Genomic DNA, 23,586 nt, shown 5'->3' on the forward strand with positions numbered 1-23,586 from the left:
AAAGGTTATGACTATGACGATTCTACAAAAGATTGAAGAACACATCTTTCAGATACACAAAGATACACTATCACATCAATATACGTACCACAATTTTAACCATACAGTACGTGTTGTTAATGGTTTAGAAGAAATTTTAAATCATTTAACAGTAGATAGTCATAATGCTAATTTATTGAGATATGCAGCGTGGTTTCACGATATAGGTTATATTAATTCTTGGGAAGGACATGAAGAACGAGGTGCACAGATGGCACAAACTTACCTATTAGAGAACGGAGTACCTCATGATGACGTATTAACCGTTATGCAATTAATACGTGCTACTAAGCTAGACTATGTTCCAGATAATGACTTAGAGTGTATTATTAAAGATGCAGACTTCGCACACTTCTCAGACGAGAATTATGTAGAGACTAGTAATCTGCTAAAGAAAGAAATAGAAAACTTATGTTCTAAAACATTTACTAGACTAGAATGGTTAGAGCAGAATAGAGATGTGATGCTGTATAGACATCGCTATTACACCAACTATGCTCAACAAAATTGGCAACCTACTAAACAAAAGAATCTGCTAGACGTACTGTCTAAAATAGATAAGATCAACTCTAACAAAAAGAAAAAAGAGAAGATAGAATCAAATAGAACGATTGATACCCTATTCAGAACTACTCTGCGCAACCATACTCAACTTAGTGCCATAGCAGATAGAAAGGCCAATATCTTATTATCTGTCAATGCGATTATTATCTCTATCTGTCTATCAACATTAATACCTAAACTAGACAGTCCGAGCAATGCTCATTTGATTGTGCCTACATTTGTATTATTAATATTTAGTGTGGCGACTATCATCTTTGCAATACAATCTACTAGACCCAAATTAACGTCAGGTAAGTTTACAAAAGAAGAAGTTGAAAATAGACAAGTTAACTTACTGTTTTTCGGAACATTTCATCAGATGCCTTTTGAAGAATATGAAGAATCTCTAAGTGAAATCATGAAAGACAAACAATACCTACACCACGCCCTAACAAAGGACCTATATAGTTTAGGTATTGTCTTAAACAAGAAGTATAAGTTCTTGCGTATCACTTATGCTATTTTTACATTAGGTATTATTCTATCTGTTATCACCTTTACATTAGCATTTAGAGGTATTGGTTTTTAAGGTAATTATGCATCAGTGTATCATAATCTAATGATTCTATATCAAAGTCTAGATTCACACCTACGCGCAGTCCTATAAGACCAGACACACTCTGCATATCTTCGATTAGAAACTGCTCTAGATTGTGATCTAGAAGCCCCACCTTTTGTCCAAACTCAATGTACCCTAGATATTCTTCTAAGTCATAAGTAGAAGCAAAGGCGATTGTAATCTTTTTGGGTTGTACGATGCGTTCAGTCGAGTCTTTTATATTCGCTTTATCTAATCTCTTTTTGATAATCTCATATCGGGTATTATATGCCCCATCGATATCGAAGCGCTTCTCATCCATTCTGAACTGAATACCTAGAGAAGAATCATATACTAAGATTAGTACAGTCACATCCATCTTTAGTGGTTCATTCACATTATTGCGATAGTGTATACACATCTGTTCACACATTACCTGTAATTGCCACAAACGAAGATTGTGTAGATACGTAAAGTCAAAAGACTTCATTGGACTGATAGAACTACCTATATAAATATTGTGTTCTACCCCATCTGTTTTAAATCGTTCATAATAATGAGGAAAAACTTTCTGTACAGACTCTTGTCTCTGATCTAATAAGTCGGTGAAAGTCTTATTCATCTTACCCACCTGTGTATCATATATCTTTCTATATCTATAATAGATACCTAGCTCTTCATCTATATAAGAAAAGTACTCATCTAATCGAGGTCTGTAAAATAAGTGTTCATCCTTTAATAAATAAGGGTGTACCTCATTGGTCACATAGTTCTGAATACGCTGTTCTAACCCTGTCACGAAGTCCTCTTCTAAGTGTCTCAAATAGGCTTTTAACTTTAGAATATGTCTTTCTAAGATTAACGCATTCTCGCTAAAAGTACAATTGCGAAACACAGCGATTAACTTCTCTAGCTGCTCTCTAAGGTCACCTAGAATAGCCTCGTTGCGCAGTGCTCCAGATCCTTTTATATCTATCTCTCCATATAAAGGATATACGTTCTGAAATGCAATAGGATTAATAAAGTAATCTTTATCTGCTACACTATCGATATAGTTGCGTCGAGCTTCTTCTAAGAACTTCCAATAAACACTAGGGTGTATCGTCGTAAACTCTCGTTGGATAATAGCCTCTACCTGATTAAGCATATCTGACTTCACTCGTTGGAAAGTCTCTGATATAATCGGCATCAAAGCATTTAGCTTCTGTGCATTCACACTATTCAGCACTCTAGGCTCTTCTGAGACTATCTCGAAGACACCTTCTACACCACTAGACAGTATTACAGGGCTAAACAGTCCACTGCGCACCCCCTGTCTTTTAAGGTGTAGACACATCACGCACTCCTTATCATTAGCTAATACTACATCTACATCAGAGATACTATAATATCCTTTTTGATCAACCACAGTCGCATACGCCTTCTCTGATAGAATAATAGAAGAGTTCGCCTCATCTAGTAAAAAACTAGGCATAGCCATCATCTCATTAGTCTCCTTCTGTATCAATGTATCTACTACTAAGGGCGTGTACCCTATACGCAGATTAGGCACTCTGAATATAGAGCTGAATAGTTGCCCTAAGATAGCTCCTATTGGTTCACGTTGTAACTCTGCTTTTAAGAAATTCTCTTTTAATAAAGACATCGCATTCTCTATTGTGGCATCTACTAGACTGATAATACCGAATCCTTTCAGCACCCAACTCTTCTGAGGAAACTTCTCTTTCCACAACTCTAGATTATCAAAATTATCTTCTAGTAGCTCGATATCTTCCTTAGTCAGCATGACCGCATCTTCTGTAGGCACTACCTCTACGAAGTCTGCATTATACAGTACTCTATAATGATGGATAATCCCCTTAGCGTCTGGCAAGTCTACAAACAGAGGACGAGTTAAGTCAAATGTCGCCTTAAAATAATGATTCATGATAATACAACAGCACGCTATATAATACTGCTGTTGGTTAAAATCTCTGATCTCTATATTATAGTTACCACCACTCTCCTCGATAATCTTTCTAAACCTTCTACTGTGATTAAACATCAACTTCTGAAGAGGCATCCCCACTGCCTTAATCTCATTATCCGTCAAGGCTATCGGAAATAATATCTCTAGTAACTCCCCTATCAATGCCTCATGTTCTACTAATAGATTATAATCTTCTATGATCTCAAGCAAACATGGCACTTCATTGATACGACCTAATAAGTCTCTAAAATACGTCTTCTTCATTTCATTCTTCTCAGGATCATCGATAAAAGCTTGCATAGCTTCCACCAGACGGTGAAAAGAAAATTTGATATCAAACGGGGTATAATCAAAAGTGGCGAGTCTCATAATATGTTAGGTGCTTTAGGAGATAAAGATACGAAATTCTCACTTTTACATTACACTTATCACATCCTCTAATTTTCCTATTTCACAACAATATCAAAACTAAAAACCTGAAATCTAAAAAAATCGTACTTTTGCCTCAAATTTCTAGAACGAATATGATTAAAATAGGCAATATAGAACTACCAGATCATCCATTGTTATTAGCTCCAATGGAGGATGTTAGTGACCCACCTTTTCGCCGTCTTTGTAAGAAGCACGGTGCAGATCTAATGTACTCAGAGTTTATCTCTTCTGAAGGATTGATTAGAGATGCGATGAAAAGTAAAATGAAATTAGACATCTTCGACTATGAACGCCCTGTAGGGATACAGATATTCGGTGGTGATGAAGAAGCGATGGCAGAATCTGCTCGAATCGTAGAGACTGTACAGCCAGATTTAGTTGATATTAACTTTGGTTGTCCTGTAAAGAAAGTGGTATCTAAAGGAGCAGGTGCGGGGGTACTAAAAGATATTGACTTGATGATTCGCCTGACTAAAGCTGTAGTACAGAGTACTCACTTACCTGTGACAGTGAAGACACGTCTAGGATGGGATGAGGAATCTATCAATATTGACGAAGTAGCAGAGCGCTTACAAGATGTAGGGGTTCGGGCATTGACTATACATGCACGTACTAGAGCGCAGATGTATAAAGGTCATTCTGACTGGACACATATAGAGCGCATTAAGAACAACCCACGTATCCAGATTCCTATCTTCGGGAATGGAGATATAGACAGCCCACAGAAAGCCTTAGAGTACAAAGAGACTTTTGGGTTAGACGGTATGATGATCGGTCGTGCTGCTATTGGTTATCCGTGGATATTCGATGAGATCAAGCACTTTTTTAACACAGGAGAGATACTACCTCCTCCTACTATCAAAGATAGATTAGAAGCTGCTAAAAATCATTTGATCTGGTCTATGGAATGGAAAGGAGAGCGATTAGGTATCGTAGAGATGAGACGTCACTACACTAATTACTTTAAAGGAATACACGGTTTTAAACCACATCGTTTAAAATTAGTGACTACTGATGACCCTATCGAGTTATTATCCCTATTCGATAGAATAGCAGAAGAATATAAAGACTACGTAATAGAGTAAATCTTATACATAAAAAAACCACCTAATAATAGGTGGTTTTTTCTCTTTTTCAAAACAATTTCTATACTGTAGTCTCTGATTCACAGACTTACTAAATGAAATTATTCACATAATTACTAGCGCATAATTATGTTATCACTAACTATACCAAAATGTCCTCTGAAGCGAACTATTTTTATTGGTTTCTGTTTATAAACGCATTTCTGACTCCGTTAGTATTACGCTGCTGGAAAAATACCATATTTAAACAACTGAAACCATCTATCTACATATTCACTGTTAAAGTCTAGCACCTTCATCACTTCTCTACTAAACTCTGTAGCTCCTATACCACTAGCTGTTACTACATTTTGATCTCTTACCACGAGCTGATCTACATAGTTCTTCTCTCCGTGATAAGTAGGTACAAATCCTTTCATATAGAACAAGGCATTACTCGTATGCTTCACGTAGTCTAGCATACCTTTCTGAGCTAAATAAAGCGTAGCTCCACAAATAGCAGCTATTGGTAACTGGTATTTATAAATCCCATAAACTACCCTATCAATAGCATTAAAGTTATTTGTACTCTTTTCCCACATCTCTCCTCCTGGCAGTATTAAAAGTTTCAGTGTAGAGATGTCTATATCCTCTAGACTACAGTCTACCTTAACCTTTAACCCTCCTACCGAAGTAACATCAGCACCTGTATCAGAGACAGTTAATACCTGGTATCGACTATCTTGTATTAATTCAGGCATCAGATATCCAATCTCCCAATCTGAATATCCATCAAATAAGTAAATGTAAATATGATTTGCTTCCATCTTCTTCTTTTTCTCAAAGATATAGCAATATTGTATCAACTTAAATAAAACAGTCGCTACAAATCATAGCAAAAAAAACTCCTTTCGATTTGAAAGGAGTTTTCTACTATTCTTATTTATTTTATTTCTTTATCTGAGATAACATGTATATCTCTCTGTGGAAATGGAATCTCGATATTAGCATCATCTAAAGCATTCTTCACTATCTGCTGAATCGCGAATACTGTATCCCAGTAATTAGCTTTATCCATCCATACACGTACATTTAAGTTTACAGAGCTATCTGCTAAACTATTCACAAAAATGATTGGCTTCGGATCTTGCTTCACCTCTTTGTGCTTCGCTAATGCTTCTTGGATAACATTCTGTGCTGTCTTAATATTAGTATCATATGAGATACCTACTACGAAGTCATATCTACGTGAAGATATATCACTATAATTAGTAATCACAGAATTGGCTAAAGGTCCATTAGGACTAAAAATCTTTAATCCAGTAGGTCCTGTTAGAGTAGTATATAACAAATCTATCTTATCTATAGTACCTTCTGTACCACTAGTATTAGATACATAATCCCCAACCTTAAAAGGTTTAAACAATAAGATTAATACTCCTCCTGCAAAGTTAGATAAACTCCCCTGAAGCGCTAAACCAATAGCTAAACCAGCAGAGGCGAATATCGTTAAGAACGATGTCGTCTGAATACCCATAGTAGAAGCAGCAGTTAATATCAATAAGATATATAAAACCACTTTAATAATGCTCAATAAGAATCCCCTTAAAGACTTCTCCATATCACGCTTTTCAAAACGACGACCTAATCCTTTTAAAATAGCTTTAACAATAAAACTACCAATAACTAGTATTAATATTCCAACACCGATTTTAGGTAGAGCTCCCAAAGTATTAGTAATCATATTCTCTATTCCTCCAGCAAATTTTTCCATAACATTTTTTTTATTTTTATTTACAATTTCATTTTCTTAGCGATTCCCTTTGGGATACCATCTTTATGGATCATGATATCCGTTGTTTTATACTTCACGAACTCTTTACTCATATACATATATCCTTTATAGTCATTCGTAGTTCCCCAAGAGTTCTTGATGATATAGTACTCTCTACCTTTTTGATCTTTAGCGATACCTACGATGTGCATTCCGTGATCATCTGTAGTCGTATAGTTATCGAATGCCTCTTGACGCATCTCAGGAGTTACTTTTCTCTCTGATTTTGGTCCATTAAACATTTCTTCTTTCTCTTCAGCAGACATATCCTCCCAATCCTTCTCAGGAACGAAAGCTACACCATTCTTCCAGCTAAAGTATTTCTCACTCACATCACCAGCCCATGCTACAGTAAATCCGTTATTTACAGCGTGATCGATGATCTCAGTTAGCTCCTGCATTGGTACATTATACACTTGATTAAAAGCCCAGTTATCAGGCACTAATAATACAAACTTCTCGTACATAGGGTAGTTTAGGTCTGATCCTATCTCTACATAATCATCAGCGTTGATCCCTACTACTTCTTTTGCGAAGCTCTGTGGAGTATACTTTTTACCTTCCCATGTAAACTCCTTAGGAGCCTCTCCTAGATAAGCGTCTATAGCAGCAGTATATGCTTTCTCCCAGTTCGGAGTTAATTTTTTATTAGGGTTAGACACTACCGCCTTTAAGATACCTTCTTGTACCGCAGCCATCTCTCCAAATTTATTAATCGTCGTACCATAGTTCAGTCCATCATATACAGACTGAGGTACTGCTCCATACATTCTATACATATTCATCACATCGTGAAACGCACCACCATCACCTAGCGTTACCGCACCATGCATTCTTACATACATTTTTCCTTTTTCGATATATGCATTACGAGCAGAGAATATCTGAGAAATCTCTACAGGGCGTTTTCCCATTCTCATCATTTCTGACTCGATAAATGAGTTCGCAGAGTAAGACCAGCATGTCCCTGAAGAACCTTGATTTTTCACAGAAGTGTTTTCAATATTCACTACATCTGTAAACGTGTAAAGCTCTTTACTCTTTGCACTTGCATTTAATTTTAATGAGTTTACTAAGTTATCTTGCGCTACTGTAGTAACAGAATATCCAGCCGACAACATAAGGGCTAAAACCCATGCTTTTAATTGATTTTTATACATATCGTTAGGTTTGTTAGAATCGTAAAGATAAAAAAAGTGATTTAAACAGCCTTACCTTCTACCACAAAACTACATTTCTTTAGCATATTCATACAAAATCGTCTGAATAACTACTTCATTAACACTCTTTCACTCCATCTCACTCCCCATTAACTCATTTTCGTTACATCCTACTATTACACTCCTCTAGATTTAGCTATAGTTACTATGATTACAGTATGCTCACCATATGTTCGGGTAGTGATAGGCTATTTTTGGTACTTTTAAGCCGACCAAATGCCCATCACTAGCCGACCACAAGCCGACCACCCCTCAAAAAGTGGTAAAAAACACCCTATAATCATTCTTTTATTAACCTATATAAGAAAGGTAAATGTCACGTTTATAAACGAAAAGTCGTATAATAAAAAAACAGTGTATCTATATTCTAGAATACACTGTCTTAACATACTAACTGAATAGTATAAAGTCTCTTTTCAATTAATAGAAAGAGTACATATATTTTATTTTGAATAACTATAAGTAGTTACAACTTCTATGTCATTAGACAACCAATCCGGAACATATTTACCATCAACATAATCACCAAAATCCATTTGTCTAGTTCCTTTTAAAACTGTTTTAGTAGGATAATTATTCTCGTCATAAGAGTAAGTTATTTTTAAGTCATCCAGTACAATTCCATCTTTATTCGTATAAGTATAAGCAATAGGATTATTATTAGGCAACAATTCTTTAGCCATTTTTAACTCTGCTGGTACGCTTGGACTAGCAAGATTTAATTCAACACCATCTAATAAATCAATAACTCCTGCAGCTCTTAATGTGTGGAATCCAAAGAAAGGTTTGTCGTCATACGTAATTTTAATTACATACTCTTCCATCTCCTTATTATAAGCAAGGATTTCAGATGGATTCTTTTTGTTGTCATACTTAAGTACTTTACCATATTTATAAGCCGAGTTTTGGTATACCAATAAATCTTTTATCAATATCACCTCTTTAGGAGTAGTGATTTTCTCTACTTTCTTATTACTTCCGTATGCTATATCTCCTTTACTATTTTCAAAGATACTACCATCCTTCTTACGTTTAATATATTCAATAGAAGTAAGTTTACCATCTGCTGCATAACTCAGGTTAAACGTTTTGTCTTCTTCCTTATCTCCATCTTCATAAACAACTACATCTATCTTCTCAATGTTCTTAATGACTTTATTAGGTTCTGTTGTCGTAGGTGTACTATTATCATCTGAACTACATGATGATACTCCAACAAATGCAAGTGCTGCTAAAGCACTAAAAATAATCTTTTTCATAGCTAATTTATTTTTATGCAAATTTAAGTTAATAAATACATTTATTAAAAACACAAAACAATTATTCTGTTTTTATCATCAAAATAAACCAACAATTATACTAATCACATATTTAAAAGTGGTTTTTAACATAAATCAAATAATTATACCAAAACGACAAAATAAAAATAGTGGCATAAAAAAACAGTGTATTTCTGATATCAGAAATACACTGTTTTTAATTATTAGTATGCTATATATTACAACGTTTCTTTCAACCAACGAAAGAATTCACCTTGCCATACTTGTGCGTTTTGTGGTCTTACTACCCAGTGATTTTCATCTGGTAAATATAAGAATCTACTTTTCACACCTCTTAATTGAGCAGCTTGGAATGCTTCTTGTCCTTGTCCAATTGGCACACGGTAGTCTTTACCACCTTGGATAATTAGGATAGGCGTATTCCACTTATCTACATTATTAATAGGGTTAAAGTTAGTGTATGCATTCTGAGCATCCTTATTATCTTTTTCCCAGTATGCTCCACCTGTATCAAAGTTAGGGAAGAATACCTCTTCTGTAGTACCGTACATACTTACTAAATCAAATACTCCACAGTGTGAAATAAACGATTTGAAACGGTTCTCATGGATACCTGCTAAGTAGAATACTGAATATCCTCCATAACTAGCTCCTACAGCTCCTAATCTATCTCTATCTACATACTTCTCTTTCGCTACGTCATCAATAGCTGCTAAGTAGTCTTGCATTGGTTTTCCAGCCCAGTCTTTAGAGATTGCTTCATTCCACTCTACTCCATGTCCTGGCATTCCTCTACGGTTAGGAGCTACTATAATGTATCCCTCTGCTGCCATTAATTGGAAGTTCCAACGGAAAGAATAGAACTGAGACAATGCTGACTGTGGTCCTCCTTGTGCATATAACAATGTTGGATATTTTTTGTTTGGATCAAAGTTAGGTGGATATACTACCCAAGTAACCATATCTTTACCATCTACAGTCTTCACGATTCTCTTCTCACTCTTGCTCAATGCAATCTTAGAATAAGCATCATTATTCACTTTAGTCACTTGATTCCAAGTCTTCTTAGCCATATTATAAGCATATACCTCAGAAGCATGGTTAAAGTCTGTACGAGTCACTAGTGCTACATCTCCTGTCACATCTACGATGCTCGTCACGTCAAAGTTACCATCAGTGATTTGTCTTACGTTGATAGCGATACGTGTTCTACCAGGGAAGTTCACTTCGAACAACTGTACAGTACCACCTACAGCTGCGATAAAGTAAATCTTCTTACCATCTTTACTCCATCTGTAGCTATCTACTGTACCATCCCATCCTGCAGTAAGATTCATTTTGATTCCATTGTAGTCAACAATGATATCATTCTTATCAGCCTCATATCCATCACGCTTCATCTGTAACCAAGTTAGGTGTCCTTCTGGAGAGTATGTAGGATGTGTATCGTATCCTTTATTTTCTTCTGTTAAGTTCTTAGTCTGTTTAGTCGCTAAGTCGTATAAGTATAAGTCAGTATTCGTACTTGTAGCGTAGTCTGTACCAAACTTCTTCTTAGACACATATACGATACCTTTACCGTCAGGAGTCCATACATAATCTTCGTCACCACCGAATGGCTTCTGTGGTGCATCATAAGGTTCGTTACCTAAAATATCAATCTTAGCCTCTTTATTATCTGTAGGTGCATATAACACGTGGTTATGTGTACCATCATTCCACGTATCCCAATGTCTATAGTCTAATCCGTCATATACATACGCATCAGACTTCTCCATAGTCGGATAAAGATCTTTACCTAATACTTTATTAATCTTAACAGCCTCATCGAATAAAACTAATTTTCCATCAGGAGAAATGTTTTTATCATTAAGTAAGTGTTTGTATTCCTTAATTTCAACAGGAGTACCTCCAGTTACAGGAATTTGATAAGTCTTAGAATCAAACTTATCTTCTGTCATATTAGCGTGGCTTACTTTGTAGATTAAGTTTTTACCATCTTTAGTAACTCCTACTGGACTTACTCTACCTAATTTCCACAGAAGCTCTTTAGTCATTACTTCTTGAGAAAAAGCAGATAAACTCGCTAAGCTTAAAGCAAATAAGAATATTTTTTTCATTGTTAGGGTTTTATTAAAGCGTAAAAATAGGCTTTTCTTTTGATTTTGCTCGAAAGTTAACTAATTCTCTTAGTCTAGACATTCTTTCTTATACAAACGACAACAAATAGTGTACTCTAATAAATAATGCACTTCTATAATACTGAGCGTAGATTTAATTAATAGTATTATTGATAATAAAAAAGTAAAAAAACAACCTAAACGATAATAATTGAATTTCACACCATTATAGTACGTTATTTTTTTTTAAAATCGTCTTGATTTGAAAAAAAAAGAGGTATTTTCACGCTCAAATTTGATTTACATGAAAAACAATAAACTTTTTATAGCGATCATCATTGCGCTAGTACTTGGTGTAATCGTTGGAAGTATTTATCACTATTCATTCCCAGAATACAAATTAGGATTTGCAGAAAACATTAAATTATTAGGTACTATCTTCATCCGTTTAGTACAGATGATTATTGCTCCACTAGTATTTTGTACCCTAGTAGTAGGTATCGCCAAAATGGGAGATATGAGTATGGTAGGAAGAGTAGGTGCTAAAGCAATGGGATGGTTCATCACTGCTTCACTAGTCTCTCTAACGATAGGTTTAGTATTAGTGAACTGGTTCAAGCCAGGTGTCGGAGCTAACTTTGATTTAAACAATGTCTCAGGAGCTAGTGACTTACTAACTAAAACTGATTCATTAAGCTTACAATCATTCGTAGAACACTTAATTCCAAAAAGTATATTCGAAGCCTTTGCCCATAATGAAATTCTTCAGATAGTAGTGTTCTCAGTATTCTTTGGAATCGCGCTATCTACATTAGGTAAAAAAGGAAAATCAGTAATCAAATTATTTGACAAAATATCAGAGGTAGTCTTAAAGATGGTAACTTATATCATGTGGACTGCACCTCTAGGGGTATTAGGAGCTATCGCAAGTGCAGTAGCACTATACGGTCTTTCTATTTTCTTAACGTATGGTAAGTATCTATTAGCCTTCGCATCAGGATTGGCTGTTTTATGGGCAGTCTTAATCTTAGTTGGTTACTTGATCATCGGTAAAGATGTATGGAGACTGTTAAAAGCAATCAAAGAGCCTCTACTAATCGCCTTCTCTACAACTAGTAGCGAGGCAGTATTCCCAAAATTAGTAGAGCAATTAAAAGCTTACGGATGTTCTCCAAAAATCGTATCATTTACCTTACCTTTGGGGTACTCATTTAATCTAGATGGAAGTATGATGTATTTAACATTCGCTTCTATCTTCATTGCTCAGATATATGATGTACATATGAGCCTAGCAGATCAAATCTTGATGCTGTTAGTCCTAATGGTAACAAGTAAAGGTGTAGCAGGAGTACCTCGTGCTTCACTAATCGTTATCGTAGCTACATGTGCTATGTTTAATATCCCACCAGAAGGAATTGCGTTTATTTTACCGATCGATCACTTCTGTGATATGGGAAGAAGTATGACTAATGTATTAGGAAATGCTTTATCAACTGCTGCGATAGATAAATTTGAAACAAACAATGAACAAACTAAACAATTAAGTTAGATTACAGAACATAAAAGCACTATGGACGAATTTTCAATAGCACAACTTATAAACCCTGAATTCTATATAAACTTACAGATAGCAGGACATTCAATAGGTATATATGTCGTATTATTTATTGTATTTGCAGAGACAGGCTTATTCGCAGGTTTCTTTTTACCAGGAGATAGTTTACTTTTCTTATCAGGGATATACAGTACAGCTCTAATGGCTGAAGTAGTACCGATAGAAAGTGACTTCTTAAATGTAGCCTTATTATCTACTCTAGTCGCCTTGGCAGGTATCCTCGGTAACAGTTTTGGGTATTGGTTCGGTAAAAAGAGTGGAAACTATCTCTACAATGTCAAAGACAACTTTATCTACAAGAAGAAATACTTATACGAATCTAAGGTATTCTTCGAAAGACATGGAGGAAGAGCAATTATATTCGCTCGTTTCTTACCAGTAGTAAGAACATTCGCTCCTATTATAGCAGGTATTGTACACATGGACATCAAGAGGTTCATGCTATACAATGTGATCAGTTCTTTCTTATGGGCTACTACATTAATCTTTGCAGGTCACTACCTACAAGTATGGTTATTAGACAGCTATGATATAGACTTAAAACACTACATCGAATACATTATCTTATTCTTAGTATTAGTGACTACATTACCTATCGTAATGAAAGTGATTAAAAGCAAGAAGAAGGATAAAGAAGAAAGCGAAGAGATATAATATATAAAGGAAGTAAAGTCTGTTGTACTTTACTTCCTTTTTTTAATCCTTTACAGCTACTTTTAATAAGAAAAGGTCTCTTAACATGAGACCATAAAATAAGGCTTGTATCGTACGATACAAGCCTTATTTATTAAGATATATTAAATCTCTATTCTATCCTATTGGTGCGATTTCGAAGACTAACCCTTCTACTTTCTCATCTACAGGTATCTGACAACTTAGTCTACTAGTAGGTTTAACATTACGAGCATCTGAATCTAACAGTGCGTCTTCTTCGTCACCCTTCTCTGGTAATTCTACTTCATCTCCATTAATCATATAGCATTGACAAGAAGCACACATCAACATACCTCCGCATATACCGAATGTACCGTCTTCTGCTAGTTCATAAGCACGAACAACTTCCATCATATTCATCCCCATATCTGTTGGGGCATCTATAACGTGAGTCTCACCTTCGCGATCGATAATGGTTACTTTAATATCCTCAGCCATAACTAGTCTATAGATTTCACTACTGCTTTTTCTGCTTCTTTACGTGTACCATCGAATCCGTTGATACCTGATACAGTAGTATATTTTAATACAAATTTCTTACCTGGATTCAACATATTGAACACACTCTGACACATCAAAGTAGCTTCGTGGAATCCACATAGAATTAATTTTAACTTACCTGGGTAAGTATTGATATCACCAATCGCGTAAATACCAGGTATGTTTGTTTGATAATCTAATGCATTATTAACCTTAATAGCATTCTTTTCAATCTCTAATCCCCAATCTGCAATAGGTCCTAACTTAGGTGTTAAACCAAATAATGGAATAAAATAATCACAAGCTATTTCGCGTTTCTCTCCATCGATATCTACGACAACCGCTTCTAATTTATCTGCTCCTTTTAACTCAACAACTTCGCCTGGAGTTAACATATTAATCTTTCCTTGGTCTTTAAGAACCTGTACTTTCTCTACAGAGTCTAATGCTCCACGGAATTCATTACGTCTATGTACCAGACTTACTTCAGCAGCTACATCTGCTAAGAAAATACTCCAATCTAGAGCAGAGTCACCCCCACCAGCAATAACTATTTTCTTACCAGCGAACATTTCTGGTTTTTTAACGAAGTATTCTACTCCTTTATCTTCATAGAATGCAAGATTCTCTATCTCTGGTTTACGAGGTTCGAAAGATCCTAAACCACCAGCGATAGCAACTGCTTTACCATGATGTTTTGTCCCCTTGTTAGTTGTCACGATAAACGTACCATCTTCTAACTTCTCAATATTCTCCGCTACTTCATTTAATGTAAAGCCAGGTTGAAACTGCTTTATTTGTTCCATTAAATTATCTACTAGCTCACCAGCTCCAACGCTAGGATATCCTGGAATATCAAAGATTGGTTTCTTAGGATACAATTCTGTTAACTGTCCTCCTGGTTGTGGAAGTCCATCGATAAGATGGCATTTTAGTTTTAATAATCCTGCTTCGAATACAGCGAACAGACCAGTAGGGCCCGCTCCAATAATTATTATATCGGTCTCAATCATGATGTAGTTCTTTAGTGCAAAGGTATCCTTTGCGAAATTTATTAAAAATGATAAAAGTCAATCTTAAGTAACTAATGCTAATAAAGCCTTAAATTACTCAAGATTGACTATGTTATTTTTATCCCACATTAACTACAGATTCGATCTCTGGAGCATACTTTTTAATCGTAGTCTCTACTCCAGCACTTAAGGTCATTTGATTAACACTACAAGCCGTGCAAGCGCCTTCTAGGCGAACTTGTACAACTTTGTCATCTTGAATATCAATAAGAGTGATATCTCCACCATCTGCTTGTAAAAATGGACGGATCTCATCTAACGCCTTTTCTACATTCTGTTTTATAGTTTGTGATGCCATATATTTTTCTTGTATTAAGTCTTATTTTTTAGCAACTGATGAACATCCTGCCATAGTTGTAATTTTGATAGCTTCAGTAGCAGGTAATGACTCATTTCTCAACACTACTTGTTCTACTACATTTCTGCTTAAATCTTCGAATACCTTTGCGATGATAGTATCGTTTTGTAACGCTGCTGGACGACCATAATCACCAGCCTCACGGATACTCTGTACGATAGGTACTTCTCCTAAGAAAGGAACATCTAAGTCTGCTGCTAAGTTCTTAGCACCATTCTCACCGAAGATATAGTATTTGTTATTTGGTAATTCTTCTGGAGTGAAGTATGCCATATTCTCAACGATACCTAATACAGGAACATTGATACTCTCTGACATAAACATTGATACTCCTTTTTTAGCATCAGCTAGCGCTACTGCCTGTGGTGTAGATACCACTACAGCCCCTGTAATAGGAAGAGACTGCATAATAGATAAGTGAATATCTCCTGTACCTGGAGGTAAGTCTAATAATAAGAAGTCTAGTTCTCCCCAGTCTGCATCAAAAATCATTTGATTTAATGCTTTTGCAGCCATAGGTCCTCTCCAGATGATAGCTTGGTCTCCTTTTGTAAAGAATCCGATAGAAAGGATCTCTACTCCATACGAAGATACAGGCTTCATCTTAGAGCGCCCTTCTACTTCTACTGAAATAGGTTTAGCTCCTTCTACGTCAAACATAATTGGCATAGATGGTCCATAGATATCTGCATCTAACACTCCTACTTTAAAGCCCATATTAGCCAAACTAGCAGCTAAATTAGCAGTAACTGTAGATTTACCTACTCCCCCCTTACCAGAAGAAATAGCAACAATGTTTTTTATACCAGGAATAGCTTTTCCCTTAATCTCAGGCTTTTCAGGAGCCTCTACTTTTATATTTACTTTTACTTTCGCCTTGTCATATACTTGATCGTGAATTACTTTCATCACGTCAACTTCTGCTCTTTTCTTAATGTGTAAAGCTGGTGTACTAAGTACTAAGTCCACTACTACTTCGTCTCCGAAAGTCATTACATTACTTACAGCTCCACTCTCCACCATATTTTTTCCTTCTCCAGCTAGAGAAATGCTCTCTAAAGCCTTAAGGATTTCTTTTCTATCTAATTTCATTATATGCGATTCGTTTTCAACAATTTAATATAAATTCTGACTAACGCAAATATAGTGGGAATATTTGAACTTTTAATGTTAATATATTCTAAATACAAATAATGTTATAACTAATATTTATAGTGTATTTGTATTGAAAAGTTTAAGCTTGTTTTCCATAAAAGAACGATTATAAGCGTTCTTAATCAAAGCAAATTGAGAGTTCAATAATTGATTTTTTGAAGCATTAAATGAGAAAATATCAACCTTTCCATTCTCATACTTTGCTTGTGTTGTACTGAATGATTTCTCTGATAGCTCAATACTTTTTTGAAGCTGTTTTGCGATATTTTCTAACTGTGCAATTTCTGCTTTTAGCTCTGTAATTTGATTGTTTAGATTAACTTCATTCACCTTTATTTGCAAGGTATTCAAACGTATTTCTTCATTTTTCACTCTTACTTGTCTACGTATATTTCCACCTTGAAATACCGGTATACTCAATCCAAAACTAACGTACTGACTCTTGTTATCTCCCATCTGTTTTGAGAAAGAATTAGTACGCAATTCTATATCACTATTAAAGGGTTTTGAATAGAAAGAACCATATTGATAATTCCCTACTAATCGAGGTAAACTCTTAGACCTAATCAGTTTCTTCTCTTGTTCTAAAACTTGTTGTTTCAGTCTAGTTTTTTCTAGTGTTGGATTAAACTCATATCCTTCTATTTGTGCTATAGATTCCTCCTTTTGTACCACACTAAACTCATTCACTCCTAAATCTTCTATATTTAATAAATGAAGTAGCTTTAGTTTCTGATTCAATAAAGTATTCTCTGTCTGCTCTATACTAATAGTCTCACTGTGATAGATGTATTCTATATCATAGAAATCACTTTTAGGTTTGGCACCAGCTTCTACTTCTTTCTGTACACGCTCTAAGTTAGCCTTACTGTTAATTAATTGTTGTTGTTGTATTTCTAAAAAAGACTGTGAACCTATAATCTCATAAAATAACTCAAGAATAGCAGTCTGATATTGAAATAAGACTTCTTCATTCTCTAATTTAGCATAATCAATAGCTAGGTTATCTTTCTTGTATTGTATAAAATTACTAAAGTCAAATAATGTAACTCCAGCATCTAATGAAGCTCTTGTAGACTGAATATTAGAACTCACACGACTATTCGTAACAGGATCAATAGCAGATCCAAAATTATAAGACTGTGCCCCGTTCACTCCTATATCGGGCAAATAATAAGAAGCCACACTTTGCTTTCTACTTTCAGCAACTTTAGTCTCTAAAGCAGACACCATCAATCTTAAACTATTCTCTTTTCCTTTTTCTACACAGTCCTCCAAAGTCCACTGCTCTTGAGCTACTCCTGCAATACTAAACAAAATAGTCAATACTAAACACCAACTCTTACTCATACTTTATATATTTTAAAACATCAATACGTGTCGCTTTATAAGCCTTCCATATAACTAGTAGTATCGATAAAATAAACAAACTACTAAACGCTACTATAAAAGGCATTACCGTTATCACTTCACGGTATGCAAAATCTTCTAACCACAGATGAACAGCAAAATAAACTGGGTAAATTGATATGCAGAATCCAAGTACACAATAAAGTACAAAGCTTCTCGATAATGCAACAATTAAACTTCTCGAATCTGCCCCCATAACTTTTCGGATGGCAACTTCTTTTAATCTATTCTCGATACTAAACGACACAATAGACAATAGCCCTACAAGTGCTGTAAATACAGATATACTCATTAGTGCAAAGAACAATGTTTTTTGATACGTTGCTTGACGATACGTATTGGCAAACTGTTCGTCCGCAAAGCCATATTCCATAGGATATACTGGTTCTACACGATCTTTCCAAAACTTCTCAATATTAATTAACGTACCTTGTACATCATCTGTCTTAAGCTTGACAGATATAGTCTCTAATAGATGATGAAACCATCCTACTGAGTCACCTAAGAAGTAAGTCTGAGGGGATACTTCCTTATTAAAACCGTGTACATTAAAATTCTTGACAACACCAATGATCTGAAATACTCTATTGTTCCAACGAATCTCCTTACCAATCACTCCTTCTTTCAAATTAAATGCCTTCTCAAAAGCTTCATTAACTAAAACCTTTTCACTATTATCCGTTTGTAACTCTGGATCAAAAAACCTCCCTTCCTTTAATTGAACTCCCATTACGTCTAAAAAGCTATGATCTATGACTATATTACCACTCTGTAGCGAAACATCTCCTATAAAATTAGTTGAAGCACTTCCTACTTGTTGTCCAATATTAAAAGAATGAGCAGACACTCCTTCTACCCCCTTAATCTTTAAGAAGTCATCTTTAAAGTCCCTGAATACCTCATCTCGATTTTGGAATCCTGATAGTTCGTATTCTATATTTACAATTTGCTCTCCTTTAAACCCAAGGTTTTGATTAATGAGATACGTTATTTGTTTATTCATAAACAAAGCTATAGTCAAAAAGAAGAAGGCAATGACAAATTGTAAGACTAAGAAGATATTACGAATAACGACTCCTGATTTACTTCTCACAAAGTTCCCTTTTAGCACTTTCAATGGATTAAAAGATGCCGCAAAAAGAGCAGGTAATATAGCTGATAATAAAAGTATAACAACTACCACAACAAACAATTCAACTATAAAATCACTTATATAGAAAACAAGTGTTCTATCTACTAATAAATTAAAATAAGGCAACAGTAATTCAACTAAAAATAAAGCGATTATAAATGACATGAGAACTGTCAAAAGGGATTCAAACACAAATTGACTGATTATATTTGATTTCGAACCTCCTAATGCCTTTCGAATACCGACTTCTCTTGCGCGCTTAAAGCTCTGTACCATGTTTAAGTTAACAGCATTAAAAATAGACAATAGCAATAACAACAAAGAAACAACCAACATACTCGTCAAGATTTTCTTTGCATTACCCCCACTTCCATATATCTGAGATTTCGGATTAAGATGAGCTGATTCTAAATCAAAAAACACGTACTGATCTTCCTTCATATACTTCGCGCGATACTCGTCTTCAGTAATTCCCTCACTTTTAGCATAACTTGTTAAGAAAGGTTGATAAAGCGTATTGATAATTCTGTCTTTTACTATGTTGAGTTGAACTCCCTCTTTTAATTTTATCAGTATATTATAATTATAATCTCCGAAAACATTGATATTATCTTTAATCATCTTCTCAGCTCCATAGGACACAAGTGCATCTGGTGCATTAGATGTGGAAGAAGGTATTTTATAAACTAAACGAACAACAACACGCATACCTCCATCCAAGACTATTTCTTTACCAGAAGGATCTACACCTTCCCCAAACAAGCGAGCTGCTTGTTGATGCTCTAATGCAATAGCATTGTCTTTATTCTCCTTATAACTCTTAATAGACCCATATACTGCAGGAAAGGGAAACATATCGAGATAAGAAGCTTGATGATCAGCTATATTAAATATAAAATCTTGCTTATCTCCAACTTCAATACTCTTTCTACTAGTAAAGTTCCACAAAAAAGTATATGATTCAACAACATCTGATAACTCGTCAATTTGCGTCGCCATAGGAGCAGGTAACCAAGGGCTTATTTCCCCTCCTTCAAACCCCGCACTATAAACCTCATATACTCTATCTTTGTAAGGATTCCATTGATTATAACTATGTTCATTTTGCCAATACATTAATACCAATATTAAGGCACTTATCCCCATAGATAATCCCAAAACATTCAGAATAGAAAAGAATTTATTCTTCCAAAAATATCTTAGATATAATTTAAACCAGTTGTTAATCATTAGAATCCCTATTAATTAATCTATATTTTTTACTTGTCCTGAAGACGAAGTGTTTGAACTAACTATCTTAGCTCCTCCTGAATATTGAACACGTCCTGAAGAACTCGCTCTACCAGATACCTCCTCAGTTACATTAAACACCATAGAACCTGATGAGCTAGCTTTACCTTCTAGTGTTTTAGTTGTAAAGCTAGATCCTTTAATAGAACCACTACTAGAAGCAGAAGCGCTCACAGAATCAGCATTCCCAGATAAACTCAACCTAGCAGAGCTACTAGCTCCGAAGTCCCCAGTTTTAGTCTTTAATGAAATATCTACACTTGCTGAAGAACTAACACTTGCAGATGATTTCTTTGTCACCTCAAAACTACCTTCTATTTTAGAAGAAGAACTTGCCTCTATAGATAGGTTATCTGCTTGTACTAACTCTCCTCTAAACCTTGCTGAACTACTCGTTTTTACATCAAATGATTTAGCAACAGCTTTGTTCAATAAGTTAAACTTAGCAGAAGAAGACAACCTTACCTCTTCTAAACTAGGGTTATTTATAGTAACTACTACTTTTCCAAAATCTCTAATATTGATACCGTTCTTCCATTTTTTATTAGTTTTTTGATCAATGAAGATATCTAACCCTCCAGTAATTGTCGTTTCTGTCTTGACATCTTTCATATTCTCAGATTTCTCTACTTCCACTACTACACTCTTAGCTCCTCCATAAGTAAAGTTCACTTCTATTCCTTGAGAAGCTTTTACAGATTTAAAATCACTAACTTGACGCGTTTCTTTTGATTGTGCGAACACACTTCCTCCTACTAATAAGAAGAACATTACTATTTTTTTCATATTTAAATTTGTTTTATGGTTATTCATATTTTATATATTTCAGTACATTGATCTTTGTTGCTGACCATGCCTTTAAGAACACAACTACGCCTGTTAATATTAGTATCACAATCAAGCAAATGATAAATGGTTCTACACTAATATCGATTCTAAAAGCATAATCACTCAACCATTTGTTTAAGAAATAATAACTAGGGAATATAGCAATACCAAAACCTACTAGACACATCACTACATACTGTACAGACAATTGTTTTAATAAGCTAGAGGAACTAGCCCCCAGCACCTTGCGAATAGCTACTTCTTTTAGGCGGTTATTAATATTAAAAGAAGCCAAACTATACAATCCAAACAAAGCAATAAACACAACTATTCCATTTAGTGTTAAGAAAATATCTCTCTCTTTCTTTACATTATTAAATGTCTTTGCATATTGCTTATCTAAAAACTCATAACTAAAAGGCTCGTCAGAGATATCCCTGTTCGCCCATATCTTCGCTATTTCATTCATTGTCTTCTCAACATTATCACCTTTAACCTTGACTGTAATCTGTCTACTATTTAATCCCACCCAAGGAATTGTTTTTAAACTAAAGAAGACTAGAGGAGCATAGTTAGATTTAAGACCATATAGATTAAAGTCCTTTACCACACCTACTATTGTCAGCTTATTACCGTTCCACTCTATTGTTTTTCCTATAGGATGCTCTTCTTTCATTTCATAGGCAGTACGTTCATTAATCAATATATTAGAGATAGAGTCAGTCGCAAATTCAGGTGATAAACCTCTTCCCTCTTTCAGCTTTATATCTAAAGTATTTAGATAATTATAGTCCATTCCTACATTAATACCCTGTATTCTATTTCCATTATGTATAAAACCTGAAGAACTACCATAACTACTCCCTATACTGATCGAAGCGATAGACATATTCTCTACTCCATTGAGCCTTGTGATCTCCTCTTTCAGAGATTGATATATATTAATCTTCTCCTCATAAGGACCTTTACTAATGAAAGGAATGACCACCACCTGATCTCCTTTAAACCCAAGATCCTTATTTAACATATAAGTTACTTGCCCATATACAATATAACTTCCAACCATAAAGAAACAAGCCACCGTAAACTGTACTATTAACATGACGTTCTTTAATGTCTTACCTTTCTTACTCTTATTTACTTCTCCTTTCAGAACTTCTAACGTTTTAAAACTAGCAGTAAATAAAGCAGGAATAATACCTACTAATAAAACAATAATCACAATGAACAATAGCAACCATGGTAGTATATAAAATACTTCTATTTCCATCTGTGAATCTAAGAATACTTTTAACCATGGCATCGTAAACTCAATCAATACAAAAGCAATAATACAAGCTAGTATAGAGGTAACTAGAGCCTCAAATAACCCTTGTAATATCAAATTCTTCTTAGTCGCACCTAATGTCTTTCTAATTCCAACTTCTCGTGTACGACCTATCGCTTGGGCAGTGCTTAAGTTGATATAATTAAATACAGATAATACTAATATCAATAAAGAAAGGCCTATCATGATATTCAATCTCCCAACATTAGTTGCTCCCTCAGGAGTACCATTTAAGTCAGAGTTATTCTGCATTCTTTGTGTTGCTAAGACATGTAGTTTATATCCTTTATTTTTTAGATTCTTAAACTCCTCCAGTGTCACACCTTCTTCTTTTTTCATATACTCCTCAAGACTCAATCCTTCATCCTTCGCTAGCGATACATACACTTGCTTAATCAAGATATCCTTTATTAGCCCTTCCACTTCGGTAGTATACTTAGCATCGTCTAACTTTAACCAAATAGTTGAGTTATAATTACCCCATTGCTCTATTCCCTCTTTCTCATATTGATCAACTGCATTAACCAGTATATTTGCCATTATTGAATTCCTGTTCTTCCCTAGTTTATACACAGCACTTACTACATATGTATCCTTATTGTATTCAAAAGATTTACCTATCGGATCTTCTTCATTGAATAATTGCTTAGCATACTCATCAGTAATAACAGCAGTATTCGGCCCATTAAATGGCTTATTCTTATCTCCTTTTACAATCTCATAAGGAAAAAAGTCAAAGATGTTAGACTTTACATATCCTACCTTTTCTACACCTTTTTTCACCCCATCTACAGTCATTGTCCCACCGCCATAATAATTATCCAAATAAGTATAATCAATGATATGTGAAGACTCTTCTTTTAACTTAGAACCAAAAGGATATGGTAACTTCATCCAGCTCGTATCTGCATTCAGAATAGACTCTACTGTGAAAATATTATCCTTATTCGGATTCGCCTGATCATAAGATGACTCTTCTCTGTAATGCACGAATGACAAGATAACAGAGGCAAAACCCACTCCTAAACTTACTAATGTTAGAATAAAATAGACTTTATTCTTCAGCACATTAGACCAATATATTTTTAACCAGTTCTTTATCATA

The 23,586-nt window shown here is 34.9% G+C and carries 18 protein-coding genes; 4 read left to right on the plus strand and 14 right to left on the minus strand.

Annotated features, from left to right (window positions below; all coding sequences use genetic code 11):
• The first annotated feature begins 13 nt into the window (after nt 1-13).
• Nucleotides 14-1,171, plus strand: coding sequence for a Pycsar system effector family protein (locus BK054_RS03940; protein ID WP_006264577.1), 1,158 nt, complete (start codon nt 14-16; stop codon nt 1,169-1,171).
• Here BK054_RS03940 and BK054_RS03945 read toward each other — a convergent pair.
• Nucleotides 1,152-3,518: a hypothetical protein gene (locus tag BK054_RS03945; protein ID WP_025124564.1), complete on the minus strand. Its 2,367-nt coding sequence runs from the start codon at nt 3,516-3,518 to the stop codon at nt 1,152-1,154. The genes BK054_RS03940 and BK054_RS03945 overlap by 20 nt on opposite strands.
• A gap of 155 nt (nt 3,519-3,673) precedes the next feature.
• Between BK054_RS03945 and dusB the strand changes: the two genes are divergently transcribed.
• On the plus strand, nt 3,674-4,666 hold the full coding sequence (gene dusB / locus BK054_RS03950; RefSeq protein WP_071306937.1) for a tRNA dihydrouridine synthase DusB: 993 nt from the start codon (nt 3,674-3,676) through the stop codon (nt 4,664-4,666).
• 218 nt (nt 4,667-4,884) lie between these two features.
• Here the strand turns inward: dusB and BK054_RS03955 are convergent, their stop codons facing one another.
• The 5 genes from BK054_RS03955 to BK054_RS03975 all read right to left on the minus strand — a co-directional run bounded on the left by BK054_RS03955 (nt 4,885) and on the right by BK054_RS03975 (nt 11,099).
• Entirely contained in the window at nt 4,885-5,472 is a 588-nt protein-coding gene (locus tag BK054_RS03955; RefSeq protein WP_006264575.1) for a type 1 glutamine amidotransferase family protein, read from the minus strand.
• 116 nt (nt 5,473-5,588) lie between these two features.
• Entirely contained in the window at nt 5,589-6,419 is an 831-nt protein-coding gene (locus BK054_RS03960) for a mechanosensitive ion channel family protein (protein ID WP_006259780.1), read from the minus strand.
• A gap of 20 nt (nt 6,420-6,439) precedes the next feature.
• The gene (locus tag BK054_RS03965; protein WP_071306938.1) at nt 6,440-7,639 is read right to left on the minus strand and encodes an aminopeptidase C; all 1,200 of its coding nucleotides are present in this window, start codon (nt 7,637-7,639) and stop codon (nt 6,440-6,442) included.
• A 503-nt stretch (nt 7,640-8,142) separates the two neighbouring features.
• Nucleotides 8,143-8,958 carry a hypothetical protein gene (locus tag BK054_RS03970; protein WP_058699164.1) on the minus strand — a complete coding sequence of 272 codons (816 nt, stop codon included), beginning with the start codon at nt 8,956-8,958 and terminating at the stop codon, nt 8,143-8,145.
• 239 nt (nt 8,959-9,197) lie between these two features.
• Nucleotides 9,198-11,099: an alpha/beta hydrolase family protein gene (locus tag BK054_RS03975; RefSeq protein ID WP_071306939.1), complete on the minus strand. Its 1,902-nt coding sequence runs from the start codon at nt 11,097-11,099 to the stop codon at nt 9,198-9,200.
• Nucleotides 11,100-11,403: 304 nt separating this feature from the next.
• Between BK054_RS03975 and BK054_RS03980 the strand changes: the two genes are divergently transcribed.
• Together BK054_RS03980 and BK054_RS03985 are read left to right on the plus strand one after the other, a co-directional pair.
• Nucleotides 11,404-12,648, plus strand: a complete 1,245-nt coding sequence (locus BK054_RS03980; RefSeq protein WP_036474497.1) for a dicarboxylate/amino acid:cation symporter — start codon at nt 11,404-11,406, stop codon at nt 12,646-12,648.
• A gap of 21 nt (nt 12,649-12,669) precedes the next feature.
• Nucleotides 12,670-13,368: a DedA family protein gene (locus BK054_RS03985; protein ID WP_006259785.1), complete on the plus strand. Its 699-nt coding sequence runs from the start codon at nt 12,670-12,672 to the stop codon at nt 13,366-13,368.
• Nucleotides 13,369-13,524: 156 nt separating this feature from the next.
• Here BK054_RS03985 and BK054_RS03990 read toward each other — a convergent pair whose 3' ends face one another.
• From BK054_RS03990 to BK054_RS04025, 8 genes are all read right to left on the minus strand, one after another.
• On the minus strand, nt 13,525-13,866 hold the full coding sequence (locus tag BK054_RS03990; RefSeq protein WP_006259786.1) for a 2Fe-2S iron-sulfur cluster-binding protein: 342 nt from the start codon (nt 13,864-13,866) through the stop codon (nt 13,525-13,527).
• A 2-nt stretch (nt 13,867-13,868) separates the two neighbouring features.
• Nucleotides 13,869-14,921, minus strand: coding sequence for an NAD(P)/FAD-dependent oxidoreductase (locus BK054_RS03995; RefSeq protein WP_006259787.1), 1,053 nt, complete (start codon nt 14,919-14,921; stop codon nt 13,869-13,871).
• A 118-nt stretch (nt 14,922-15,039) separates the two neighbouring features.
• Nucleotides 15,040-15,279, minus strand: coding sequence for a NifU family protein (locus BK054_RS04000; protein WP_006259788.1), 240 nt, complete (start codon nt 15,277-15,279; stop codon nt 15,040-15,042).
• A gap of 21 nt (nt 15,280-15,300) precedes the next feature.
• The gene (locus tag BK054_RS04005) at nt 15,301-16,431 is read right to left on the minus strand and encodes an Mrp/NBP35 family ATP-binding protein (protein WP_006259789.1); all 1,131 of its coding nucleotides are present in this window, start codon (nt 16,429-16,431) and stop codon (nt 15,301-15,303) included.
• 117 nt (nt 16,432-16,548) lie between these two features.
• Nucleotides 16,549-17,844, minus strand: coding sequence for a TolC family protein (locus tag BK054_RS04010; protein ID WP_071306940.1), 1,296 nt, complete (start codon nt 17,842-17,844; stop codon nt 16,549-16,551).
• Entirely contained in the window at nt 17,837-20,266 is a 2,430-nt protein-coding gene (locus BK054_RS04015; RefSeq protein WP_016650287.1) for an ABC transporter permease, read from the minus strand. Before BK054_RS04015 ends, BK054_RS04010 begins: the two co-directional genes overlap by 8 nt.
• A 15-nt stretch (nt 20,267-20,281) precedes the next feature.
• The gene (locus BK054_RS04020; protein ID WP_071307625.1) at nt 20,282-21,112 is read right to left on the minus strand and encodes a GIN domain-containing protein; all 831 of its coding nucleotides are present in this window, start codon (nt 21,110-21,112) and stop codon (nt 20,282-20,284) included.
• 19 nt (nt 21,113-21,131) lie between these two features.
• Entirely contained in the window at nt 21,132-23,585 is a 2,454-nt protein-coding gene (locus BK054_RS04025; protein WP_006259793.1) for an ABC transporter permease, read from the minus strand.
• Nucleotide 23,586 lies beyond the last annotated feature (1 nt).

The organism is Myroides sp. ZB35 (genome assembly GCF_001865835.1).
Classification (GTDB): domain Bacteria; phylum Bacteroidota; class Bacteroidia; order Flavobacteriales; family Flavobacteriaceae; genus Flavobacterium; species Flavobacterium odoratimimum.